We start from the raw sequence: 12099 nt of genomic DNA on the forward strand, positions 1-12099 counted from the left end.
CCCCGAGGATTTCGCATGCCTTTGTTTCTATCCCTGCTCAAGCGTCACCGTGGCCTGCTCGGCCTGGGCCTGCTGGCCAGCCTGGTCAGCGCGGCCGCCGGCATCGGCCTGATCAACGAGATCAACCGCTTGATCGCCGGCAGCGTCAGCATGACCCCGGCCCTGGGGGCGATGTTCGTCGGCCTGCTGGTCGTGCTGTTCGGCTTCGGTTTCGGCGCCCAGGCGCTGCTGACGGCACTGGGCCACCGGGTGGTCTACGAACTGCGCCTGCAGATGGTCAAGCGCCTGCTCGACACCTCCATCGAACAACTGGAAAAGATCGGTGAAGCCAGCCTCTACGCGACCCTGAGCAAGGATATCGTCAGCATCGGCCAGGCCTTCAACCGCATGCCGTTCGTGTTCTACAACCTGTTGCTGATGCTCGGTGGCTGCCTGTACATGGCCTGGCTGTCCTGGCAGTTGCTGCTGCTCTGCGTGGTCGGCCTGGGCCTGGGCACCTGGCTGGCGCACGGCTGGTTCGCCCGCATGCGCCAGTTGATGCTGCGCGTGCGGGAAACCGACGATCGCCTGTACGCCGCCTACCAGGGCGCCATCGAAGGGCGTTTCGAACTGGCCCTCAATGCCCGGCGCAAGGAGCGCTTCTATGCCCTCGACCTGCAGCCGGCTGCCGAATATGCGCGGCGCAACGAGGTCCATGCCGACCGCTACTGGACCTTGAGCCTGAACTGGACCGTGGCGCTGATCCTCGCCCTGGCCGGCGGGCTGTTCGCCGCTGGTGCCTGGCTGGGGGTGGGCAATGGCGTGATCGCCGCCTTCGTGCTGGTGCTGATGTTCCTGCGCATGCCGCTCAACGACCTGATCGGCAGCCTGCCGACGCTGGTGGCGGGCAATGTGTCGCTGGCCAAGATCCACACCCTGGCCTTCGCCGACGAGCGCAGCGGGTTGATGGCCGACAGCGGCCAGCCCGACCCCAGCCAACCGCTGCTCGAACTGCAGGCGCTGAGCTATGACTACCCGCCGCAGGGCGATGACTACGGCTTCCGCCTGGGGCCGGTGAACCTCAGCGTCGCCAAGGGCGAAATCCTGTTCATCGTCGGCGGCAACGGCAGCGGCAAGTCGACCCTGGCCAAGCTGCTCACCGGCCTCTACGAACCCAGTGCCGGCGCACTGAAGCTGCACGGCGTCGCCATCACCCCGGCACTGCGCGACTGGTACCGGACGCATTTCTCCACGGTGTTCTCCAGCTTCTACTTGTTCGAACGCCTGGTCGGCCCGCAGGGCGACTTCGACCCGCAGCTGGCCCAGGCCTGGCTGGAACGCCTGCGCATGCAGCGCAAGGTCACCATCGATGCGCAGGGCGGGTTGTCCACCACCCGCTTGTCGCAAGGCCAGCGCAAGCGCCTGGCGCTGCTGGTGGCACTGGTCGAGGAGCGGCCGATCCTGTTGCTCGACGAGTGGGCCGCCGACCAGGACCCGGGCTTCCGCGCGTTCTTCTACCGCGAGCTGCTGCCCGAGCTCAAGGCCCAGGGCAAGACCATCATCGCCATCAGCCACGACGACCACTATTTCTCGGTTGCCGACCGGGTGCTCAAGTGCGACGGCGGCCAGCTCTATCCCTACGAGCATGGCGCGATCAGCACGGCGCCCGGTGCTTCTCCCGTTCTGCCCGCGTCGGTGTAGCCGACGCAAAACACCTCACACCACATAAAAACAATGGCCCCAAACGGCCACGCATAGGAGTTCGCGGTATGTGTCAAGTTGAAAAGGGCCGCCAGCCGAGCAAGACGGGGAGCTGGCTGCTGGCCCCGCTGGTGAGCAGCAGTGTGCTGCTTGCGCCAATGGCCTGGGCCGAGGAAAGCACCGAGGAGCAGCTGCCACCGTCTTCGATCACCTTGCCGGAGCAGACCATCGTCGGCATGCAGACCGAAGCACCGACGGTGTCAGTGGGCACCAAGGTACCGCTGCGCCTGAAGGAAGTGCCGCAGACCATCAACGTGATCGGCCAGGAACGCATCCAGAAGCAGAACCTCTATACCCTCGAAGATGCCTTGGGCAAAGTCGGTGGTGTGACCGTGCAGCGCATCGACGCCAGCCGCCTGAGCTTCTTCGCCCGTGGCTTCGAGATCACCTCGCTGCAGTTGGACGGCACGCCGACCACCATGGACAACCGGATCTTCCTGTCCCCGGACCTGACCATGTATGACCGCGTCGAAGTGCTCAAGGGGCCGGCCGGCAGCCTGACCGGCGCGGGCGGCCCCGGCGGCAGCATCAACCTGGTGCGCAAGCGGCCGATGGCCGACCCAGCGGTATCGGCCGAAATCAGCGCCGGCTCCTGGGATGCCTACCGCGGCATGATCGATGTCACCGGCCCGCTGACCGAAACCGGCAACATCCGCGGGCGCCTGGTGCTCAGCGAGAACAAGACGGCATTCCCCTACGACGGCAGCGGCAAGCGCGAGACCAACCAGGCCTACGGCATCGTCGATATCGACCTGACCCCGGACACGGTCTGGACCCTCGGTGCCAGCAACCAGAACACCGACATCCGTGGCGCCCAACGCTCGTTGCCGGCGTTCCGCTACACCAACAGCGCCGGCGAAGCGGCCATGTCGCTGCCGGATGTGTCGCGCAAGAACTTCTACGGGGCCAACTGGAACCGCGACTATTTCTGGAGCGCCTCGGTGTTCACCGAACTCGAGCACCAGCTTGGTGGCGGCTGGAAGACCAAGCTGTCGGTGCGCCATGCCGACAACAACTACGACCTGACCCAGGCCTACGCGCGCAACGGCGGGGGGATCGACCCGGCCGACAACCTGGTGTCGATGAACTCGATCATGTTCGACTACCGCGAGAAACAGGACGAAGTGGACCTGTACGCCGACGGCCCGTTCAGCCTGTTCGGCCGCGAGCACAAGCTGCTGGTGGGTACCAACTATTCGCGTTCGGAGTTTTCCTCCAACGGCGGCTACTATTCCAGCTACCTCGGCGATGTTGACTTGTATGACCCGCAGGCGAACTTCCCTTACCCGGCGTTCCCCGACTCCGATCGCCTGCCCACCAACGTCGCCAACAGCCGCACCAAGGCGGTCTACGGCAACCTGCGCCTGAGCCTGGCCGAGCCGCTGACCCTGGTCCTGGGCGGGCGCGTCACCTGGCTCGACATGCACCGCAGCCAGCACCAGCCCGAGGCCGGTTCGCCATCGGAAAAAAGCAGCCAGAGCGAGTCGCAGAAGTTCACCCCGTTCTACGGGCTGATCTACCAGCTGAACGACACCTACTCGCTGTATGCCAACTACGCCGAAGTGTTCAACCCGCAGCCGGTCAGCAACCTGGACATCAACAACAACATCCTCGAGCCGATCGAAGGCAAGCAGCACGAGCTGGGGATCAAGGGTGAGTTCCTCGACGGTGCGGTGAATGCCTCGCTGGCGGCGTTCCAGATCGAGGAAGAGAACCGTGCCGTTCCCGACATGAACGACCCGTCGTCGCGGGCCGTGGTGGCCGGTGGCAAGGCCCGCACCCGCGGCTACGAGCTGGAAGTCAGCGGCCAGATGACCCCGGACTGGTTCCTCACCGCCAACTTCACCCACACCTACAAGCGCTACGACAGCCCCAACGAGCAGCTGCAGACCTACCTGCCGAAGAACATGCTGCGCGTCTGGACCCTCTACAAGCTGCCGGGCGAGTTCGAGAAGTGGAGCGTGCAGGGTGGGGTGAGCGTGGTCAGCGAAACCTACAACAAGCTCAACGTGCCGAGCATCGACATGCACGGCACCAAGCTGCAGCAGAGTGGCTACGCCCTGTACGATGCCGGTATCGGTTACCAGATCAACGAGAACCTGTCGGCCGACCTGCTCGGTACCAACCTGGCCAACAAGAAGTACTACCAGCGCATCAACACCTTCCAGGATGGCAACATCTTCGGCGACCCGCGCGCGGTGTCGTTCACCCTGCGTGCCAAGTTCTGAGGCGTGACAGCCGCGTGACCTGGCGGCATGCTGCGCCCTGGTCGCGCTGCACTTGATGCCGAACAAGGAGGCCCGGTTGAAACGACCCGTATCCAACACGGCCGCCAAGCGCGGCCGACAGCGTGCGCTATGGCTGCTGCTGGCCATGCTGCTGGCCTACTTGTTCACCTGGGCGCTCAGCGCCCAGCTCGCGTTGGCGCTGGCCTGGCTGGGGCAGGCGCGCAGCGAGGCGGTGCTGAGTAGTTCGCTTGCGGCCTTTATGTCGTACCCGGCGCTGGTGCTGTGGCTGTTGTGCGCGCGCCGTGCCCGGCGTAACGCCCTGTGGCTGACCACCATCGCCTTGGCGCTGCTGGCCCTGCAGCACCTGCTGGCGGAGGCGGGCTGATGTTCGACAGTGTTCGCCAGGCCATGCTGTGGGCGCACCGGGTGCTCGGCGTGGGCTTTTCCGGGCTGCTGCTGATCGCCTTCTTCATGGGCAGCCTGGCGTTGTATGACCGCGAACTGGACAGCTGGATGCTGCCAGCGCTGCGCGTGGCACCGGCCACCACACCGTTGTCGCTGGACCGCCAGGTGCTGCCCCAGGTGGCCAGCCTGAGCGACGGCAAGGCGCTGTTGCAGTGGTATGTCGAATTGCCCGATGCCCGCCGTCCGCTGGTGCGCTTCCAGGCCTGGAGTGTCGAGCGCGAAGGCTTCAGCCGCTTTCTGCTACCAGACGGGCAGGGCGCGCTGGAGGTGGCCGGCAGCCGTGGCGGCGACTTCTTCTACCGTTTGCACTACACCCTGAACATCCAGGCCTGGAACCTCGGTACCCGGCTGCTGGGGCTGGCCGCCATGATCGGGCTGATCGCCCTGGTCGCCGGGCTGTGCATCCATGCGCGGCTGTTCCAGGACCTGTTCACCCTGCGCGCCAACAAAGCCCCCCGGCGCCTGCTCGACCTGCACAACCTCACCGGTGTGCTGGCCTTGCCGTTTCATGCGCTGATCCTGCTGAGTGGCCTGCTGATTTTGTTTCCGCTGTATCTGCCGTCGGCCATCGAGGCGCTGTACCCCGGCCAGGCCGGGCAGTTCGCGGTACACGCCGACGCTGGCTACAGCCGCCCGGCGACCGGCACCCCGGGGCCGCTGGCCTCGCTCGATGGCATGCTGACCCAGGCCCGCCAACAGTGGGGCGGGGGCGCACCGGCATTTGTCAGGGTGTGGCATCCCGGCGATGCCAACGCCTATGTCGAGATCAGCCGCAGCGTGGCCGACCGCCTGAGTGTGGACGGGCAAACCCTGTACTTCGATGGTGCCAGCGCACGCTTGCTGCATGCCGCGCGCCTGCCCGCCGCGGCGGCGACCCTGGATGTACTGGCTGGGCTGCATGTGGCGCATTTCCATCAACCGGCGCTGCGCGCGTTGTACTTTTTCGCCGGCCTCAGTGGTTGCGTGATGCTTGCCAGCGGCTTGCTGTACTGGTTGGCCAAGCGCCGCCTGCAGCAGCCCGGCCGGGAATGGGGCTCGCTGGTGATGACCCTGCTGTGCAGCGTACTGATCACCGGCATGCCGCTGGCCACGCTGGGCATGCTGCTGGCCAACCGTTGCTTGCCCTCCGGCCTGGCTGGGCGCGCCGACTGGGAAGTGCAGGTATTCTTCGGCGTCTGGCTATTGGCTGGGGTGCACGCCTGGTGGGCGATCGGCCGCTGCGCGCATGCTCGTGCCCCGTGGGCCAGCCAGTGCCTGGCGATCGCTGCCCTGGCGTTGCTGGCGGTGCTGGCCAATGCCTGGAGCACTGGTGATCATCTGCTGCGCGCGCTTGGCCAGGGCCTGTGGGCGGTAGCCGGGGTCGACCTGGTGCTGCTGGCCTGCGCGGTGCTGGCTGGCTGCCTGGGCTGGCGCTTGCGACGACGCGCGGTGTTGGTGCATCGGTTGGCGGAGGTCAAGGATGCTTGAAGGGCTGCTCAGCGTAGCAGTGCTGGGTTTGCAACTGCTGGGGCTGTCGGCCCTGGCCCTGAGCCAGGCGCAGCATTGGCAGGGGGTAATGCAGCCACGGCGGTTTCCCGGCACGCGAGGCTTGCGGCTGGTGGCGCTGCTGCTATCGGCGCTGGCCCTGTTGGTGAGCATGGGGGACCTGGGGCTGGCCATGGGGGCGCTGTTCTGGGTGCTTGCGTTGCTGCCGTGTGGCCTGGCTGTGGCCCTGCTGCTGTACTGGCTGCGCGCCTGAAATTGGATTTTTTGCCCACCGTCAGGAGGACCGGCTTCAGCCGCGATCACCGGCAAGGCCGGTGCCATCCTCCGCGTTGCCTGCATCGCGGATAAATCCGCTCCTACACATGTGAACCGCGCCGGCTTCGGGCCGACGCCGGACCTGTAGGAGCGGATTTATCCGCGATCACCTACGGGGACAGTGCCCCGCAGCTGCTCGTCAGGCGTGGCTGTAGCGGCTCAGCACGTTCAGCAAATCACCCAGTTGCGGGTTGAGAAACACCAGGCTGGCGGGTACCTGGGTCCCCCACATCTGCTGTACCCGCGCGCACAGCAGCACGGCCTTGAGCGAGCTGCCGCCCACCTCGAAGAACTGCGCCTGTTCATCCAGCGTCGCGAGCTCCAGCACCTCGCACAACAATGCTGCCAACTGTTCGCGGGCCGCCGGACGCTGCCCGGTCTGAGCCAGCGGCTGTGGCTGCAGGCGCTGCACCAGCGCCTCGAACGAAGCCGCCGGCTGGCCGGGCAGGGCTTCGAGCAGGGCCCGCAGGTCTTCGCCCAACGCCTCGATACTGGCCGGCAGGAACAGGTCGGTGGCGTAGGTGAAGGTCGCGATCAGCCCCTCTTCGCGTTCGCTGACATCCAGCATCAGGTCGAACAAGGTGCTGCACTTGCCGTGCTCTTGCTGCAACGGTTCGATGCTCAGGTTGCCGAACGCCGAAGAGCGCAGGTTGCGCTCCTGGTGCAGGTCGAACATCACCTGGATCAGCGGCACGGCGTGTTGCTGGGCGCCTGGCAGGGCCTGCAGCAATTGCTCGAACGGCAGGTCCTGGTTGGCATGGGCATGCAGCAGGTTGTCGCGCACCTGGTGCAGCACACTGTCGAAATGCGGGTTGCCCGAAAGGTCGGTGCGCAGCGCCAGGGTGTTGACGAAGAAGCCCACCAGCCCCTCCAGCGCCTGGTGGTGGCGGTTGGCGATGGGGATGCCGATGCGAATTGCCGACTGCCGGCTGTGGCCAGCCAGCAACACGTTGAACGCCGCCAACAAGGTCATGAACAGCGTGCAGCCCTGTTCGCGGCTGTAGGCGTGCAGGGCCTGGGTCAGTTGCGGGCCGAGCACCAGGCTGTGCTCGGCGCCGCGATGGCTGGGCAGGGCCGGGCGCGGCAGCATGCACGGCAACTGCAGCAGGCTGCGGTCCTGGCCCAGGTGGCGTAGCCAGAAGTCCAGCTGCGGCTTGAGTACCGTCGGGGTCAGCTCGCGGCGCTGCCATTGGGCGAAGTCGGCGTACTGCAACTGCGGCTCGGCCAGCGGCGAGGGCTGGCCGTTGCTGAAGGCGCTGTACAGCGCGACCAGCTCGCGGGTGAACACGCGCATCGACCAGCCATCGAACACGATATGGTGCAGGGTCAGCCACAGCACATGCTCGTCGGCGGCCAGGCGTATCAGCCCGGCGCACAGCAGCGGCCCCTGCTCCAGATCGAAGCGCTGCGCGGCCTTGGCCTTGAGTTCCTGGTGCAGGCGCAGGTCGCGCTGCGGGGCAGGCAAACGGCTCAGGTCGATCAGGCCCAGGGTAAAGGCTTCGGCAGGTTGCACCTGCTGCACCGGCACGGCACCGTCCAGCATGAAGGTGGTGCGCAGGCTTTCGTGACGCTGCAGCAGCACGCTGAAGCTGCGCTCCAGGGCCGGCAGGTCGAGCGCGCCACGCAGGCGTACCGCCTCGGGGACGTTGTAGGTGGTGCTGCCAGGGTGCAGGCGGTCGAACAGCCACAGGCGCTCTTGGGCAAAGGACAGGCGCAAAGGCGCCTGGCGCTGCTGTGCACGGATCGGCGGCAGTGTCGATGCTTCGGCCTTGGGCAAGGCCTGCTCGGCGAACGCGCCCAGGGTGGAATGCTGGAACAGCGCCCGCACCGGCACTTCGATGCCCAGGCTGCTGCGCAGGCGCGAGACCAGCCGGGTGGCGGTCAGCGAGTGGCCACCCAGTTCGAAGAAGTTGTCGTCCAGGCCCACCTGCTCGACCCCCAGTACCTCGGCCCACAGCGCCGCCAGCGCGGCTTCGTGCTCGTTGCGCGGTGCACGGTAGCTGGCCCGGCGCTCACGCACCGGTGCCGGCAGGGCCTTGCGGTCGAGCTTGCCGTTCGGGGTCAGCGGCAAGGCGCCGAGCATCACGTAGGTGTTCGGCACCATGTGCTCGGGCATCTGCAGGCCCAGGTGCGCCTGCAGGGCGATGGCCCCGGGGCAGGCATCGCGGGCGACCACATAGGCGACCAGTTCCGTGTCGCCGGCATCGTTGGCGCGGGCGACTACTGCCGCCTCGCGCACCCCGGGGTGGCTGAGCAGGCGTGCTTCGATCTCGCCCAGCTCGATACGGAAACCGCGAATCTTGACCTGGTCGTCGAGGCGGCCGAGGAACTCGATGTCGCCCTGGGCGTTGACCCGGCCGAGGTCACCGCTGCGGTACAGCAGGCCAGCGCCAGGGTTCAGCGGGTTATGCAGGAAGCGCTCGGCAGTGAGGTCCGGACGGCCCAGGTAACCCTGGGTGATGCCGGCGCCGCTGAGGTAGATCTCGCCAATAACCCCGGCAGCCACCGGGCGCAGGTGGCTGTCGAGCACCTGCACCTGCATGTTGGCGATCGCCTTGCCGATCGGCAGCACGCCGTGCTCGTCGCCACGAGCGCGGTAATAGCTGCACCACACGGTGCCCTCGGTCGGGCCGTACTCGTTGTACAGCTGCGCCTGCTTGCATTGCTGCTTATGCCGGCGGGCCAGGCTGGCCGGGCAGGCTTCGCCGGCGACGATGGCGCAGCGCAGGCTGCCCAGGTGCTCGGCGCCCTGTTCCAGCACCTGCGCGTACAGCGAAGGCAGCATCAGCGTGTGGCTGATCTGCTGGGCGGCGATCAGCCGGCCCAGGGCCAGGGCGTCCTGCACCTGGTCATCCTGCGGCAGGCACAGCTGCCCACCCTGGGCCAGGGTCCAGAACAGCCCGGCCACCGAACTGTCGAACGCCAGCCCCGAGACCAGCAGGAAGGCCTGCAGCGGCTCCGGGTAGGCGAGCAGGCGCGCCGAGGTGGAATGCACGGCGTTGCGGTGCGACACCATCACGCCCTTGGGGCGGCCGGTAGAGCCGGAGGTGAAAATCAGGTAGGCCAGGCTGTCGCCATCGGTCAGTGGTGCCGGGCGCTGGGTGGGCAGCTCGTGCTCGGCCAGGCGGTCGAGCCACAGGGTGCGGTAGTCGCCCTGGGGCAGGCGGCTCTCCAGGCTGCTCAGGCTCAGCAGCAGCGCGGCGCGGGTCTGTTCGAGCATGTCGCTGAGGCGCTCGGCCGGGTAGCTCGGGTCCAGCGGCAGGTAGGCGCCACCGGCCTTGAGAATGCCGAGGATGCCGACGATTGCCTCCAGGCTGCGGCCGATGAACAGGCCGACGGCCTGGCCGGGTACCAGGCCTGCCTGGCGCAGCTGGTGCGCCAGCTGGTTGGCCCGGGCCTCCAGCGCCTGATAGGTAAGTTGTGCCTCGCCGTGGCTGACCGCGATGGCGTCTGGCCGGGCCGCGACCTGTTGCTCGAACAACTGGTGCAGCAGGGTCGGCGCTGGCTGCTGCACCTCGGTGTGGTTCAGTGCTGCCAGCCAGGCCTGGTGAGCGTCACTAATGCCCGAAGCCTCGCCCAGCGCTTGCTGGCTGGCAGCGCTGGCCTGCCGGCACAGGGTGAGGAACTGGTCGAGCAACAGCCCGGCCGCGCCGGCGTCCAGGCGCGCGGCATCGTAGTGCAGCTGGAAGCTGAAGCCCTCGGGCTGCTCGAGCACTTCCAGCAGCAGGCTGTGGGCGCAGGCTTCACCGTGCAGCGCCAGTACCGGCCAGGCCGAGGCCAGTGGCCGGCGCAGGCGGAAGCCGAAGGGCGTGTCCTGGGCCTGGGCCGGCCACTCTTCCTGCCAGGTGCGAGCCTGTTCCAGCAATTGCGCGAAGGCCGGCAGGGCGGTGTCCAGGGTGGCCTGGTCGTCCGGTTCCAGGCGCAGCGGCAGGCGCTTGGCATAGGGCCCGAAGGCCCCCGCCGTGGCGCTGTTGCGGCCATCGTCGGCCCAGCCCAGCAACACCTGCGGCTGCCCCAGGTGGCGCTTGAGCAGTAGCGCCCAGCAGTAGCCGAACAATGCCTCAGGCGTGGCAGCGAGCCCGGCCAGGGCGCTGCCGATCAGGTCCTGGAAGGCGGCGTCCGGTGTGTGTGCAAGGCTGGCTGGCTGCGCCGACGCGGTGGCCTCGGCGCGTTGGAACGGGTGCAGGGTCAGGTACTGGTCGGCGGCTTGCTGGCGCTGCCAGAAGGCGCGCCCGGCATCGCTGTCGCTGCTGCCCAGGTGCTCGAACTGCCATTCGGCGAAGTCGGCGAACTGCACCGCTTCCTCGTCTGCGGGCTGACCCTGGTACGCCGCCTGCCAAGCGTCGAGCAGCAGTTGCAAGGTGGTGTAGTCGGCGTTGGCGGCTGGCACGGCCAGGCAGGCACGCAGCGGTGTGGTACGGATTACTGCCACTGCCAGGCTGGCCTGGCCCAGTGCTTCTTGCAGCGCAGGGTGCAACGCCGCTTGCGACGGCTGCTCGGTGATTTCGCGCCAGTCGATGTGCAGGCGCTCGGCGATCACCTGTACCGGCTGTTGCATGCCGGGGCTGGCCAGCAGCCGCGTGCGCAGGATCTCGTGCTGCTCCAGTACTTGCGCCAGGCTGCTGCGCAAGCGCGCCAGGTCAGTGCCGTCAGGGACGGCGAAGGTCAGGTACAGGGCGTCGTCGCGGCCGTTGGCACGGGACCAGTGGGCATTTTGTTGCAGGGCAGGGCGGAAGCCCTCGATGGCGATGCTGGACATGTGTGAAAACCTTGAATGGTGGGCAGGGAAACCGTGAACCAGGCGCGCGCGTCAGGGCTTGAGCGCCACCTCCGTGCTGTTCAGGGCCTCGGCCATCGACACCAGGATGCGTCGCGGGCTGTCGTATTCGTTGCGGGCATGCACCGAGAGCATGTTGTCCAGCAGCAGCACGTCGCCGTGGCGCCAGGGGAACTCGGTCATGTGCTGCAGGTAGATGCCGCGCAGGTGTTCCAGCACCTGCGGCTCGATTGGGCTGCCGTCGCCGTAGAAGGTGTTCTGCGGCAGGTCGTCATCGGCGAAGTCGGCCTCCAGGGCGTCGCGCACGCTGGGCGGCAGGGTGCTGACGTGGAAGAACGTGGCGTGGTTGAACCACAGCGTCTCGCCGCTGCGCGGGTGGCGTACCAGCGCCGGGCCGACCTGGCGGGTGCGCAGGCGGCCGTCGGCCTTCCATTCGGTCTGGATGCCGACGCTGGCGCAGTAGGCATCGACCTGGGCGCGGTCGTCGGTCTGGAATACGGTCTGCCAGGGCAGGCCAAAACCATCGCCATAGTTGCGCACGTACATGATGCCCAGGCGGGCGAAGCGTTCGCGCACCTCGGGGTCGATGGCGCGGGTGATTGCCCGGGTGTCGCCGATCGGCGTTTCGCCGCGTGCCAGCGGGGCGATGTCGCACCAGAGGAAGATCTTCAGTGGGAACACCGGCGAATAGGAGTGCTCGTTGTGCGGGAAGATCCGCTGGTCCTTGGGGTAGTCGGTGGAGGTGTAGATGTTCAGGCGCGGGTCCACCTGGGTGCGCGGCGAGGCGCGGAACTTGTACTCCAGCGCGCCGCCGGACAACGCGCTGATGCAGTCGTCGAAGGCCTGGGCGCTGTCCACCGGGAAGCCGCGGAACAGCAGCGCACCATGCTCGAGCAACTTGCGCTCGATCAGCTCGCGGTTGGCCTCGGCCCAGGCCACCAGGCTGATGCCGGAGCCGGCCGGTTCGCACACGGCAGTGTAGCCGCTGCCCGGGTTGAGCGGCGTGAAGCGGACCAGGGAATCCTCGTCCACACGGATTGGTTTGCGGCGCATGCCGCCCAGCTTGGCAATCGCGGGGCCGTTCATGTG

General features: G+C 67.3%; 7 protein-coding genes. 5 read left to right on the forward strand and 2 right to left on the reverse strand.

The genetic code is table 11. The features are described 5' to 3' along the window. The first annotated feature begins 15 nt into the window (after window positions 1-15). From JKP78_RS22810 to JKP78_RS22830, 5 genes are all read left to right on the forward strand, one after another. A complete protein-coding gene (locus JKP78_RS22810; RefSeq protein WP_186686864.1) occupies window positions 16-1680 on the forward strand; it encodes a cyclic peptide export ABC transporter in 1665 nt (554 codons plus the stop codon). Window positions 1681-1748: 68 nt separating this feature from the next. Next, a complete protein-coding gene (locus tag JKP78_RS22815; protein WP_200627706.1) occupies window positions 1749-3968 on the forward strand; it encodes a TonB-dependent siderophore receptor in 2220 nt (739 codons plus the stop codon). A 76-nt stretch (window positions 3969-4044) separates the two neighbouring features. Then, on the forward strand, window positions 4045-4353 hold the full coding sequence (locus JKP78_RS22820) for a hypothetical protein (protein ID WP_234454689.1): 309 nt from the start codon (window positions 4045-4047) through the stop codon (window positions 4351-4353). Further along, window positions 4353-5900: a PepSY-associated TM helix domain-containing protein gene (locus JKP78_RS22825; RefSeq protein WP_200627708.1), complete on the forward strand. Its 1548-nt coding sequence runs from the start codon at window positions 4353-4355 to the stop codon at window positions 5898-5900. The genes JKP78_RS22820 and JKP78_RS22825 overlap by 1 nt, the downstream gene beginning before the upstream one ends. Beyond that, window positions 5893-6171: a DUF3325 family protein gene (locus tag JKP78_RS22830; RefSeq protein ID WP_200627709.1), complete on the forward strand. Its 279-nt coding sequence runs from the start codon at window positions 5893-5895 to the stop codon at window positions 6169-6171. Before JKP78_RS22825 ends, JKP78_RS22830 begins: the two co-directional genes overlap by 8 nt. Window positions 6172-6372: 201 nt before the next feature. On the opposite strand, the gene JKP78_RS22835 is transcribed toward JKP78_RS22830, so the two are convergent. Both JKP78_RS22835 and JKP78_RS22840 read right to left on the reverse strand, forming a co-directional pair. Next, window positions 6373-10992: a non-ribosomal peptide synthetase gene (locus JKP78_RS22835; protein WP_200627710.1), complete on the reverse strand. Its 4620-nt coding sequence runs from the start codon at window positions 10990-10992 to the stop codon at window positions 6373-6375. A 51-nt stretch (window positions 10993-11043) separates the two neighbouring features. After that, window positions 11044-12096, reverse strand: a complete 1053-nt coding sequence (locus JKP78_RS22840) for a TauD/TfdA family dioxygenase (RefSeq protein ID WP_186686886.1) — start codon at window positions 12094-12096, stop codon at window positions 11044-11046. Between the last annotated feature and the right edge of the window lie 3 nt (window positions 12097-12099).

This window comes from Pseudomonas sp. LAM2023 (genome assembly GCF_016620375.1).
GTDB classification, from domain to species: Bacteria; Pseudomonadota; Gammaproteobacteria; order Pseudomonadales; family Pseudomonadaceae; genus Aquipseudomonas; species Aquipseudomonas anuradhapurensis.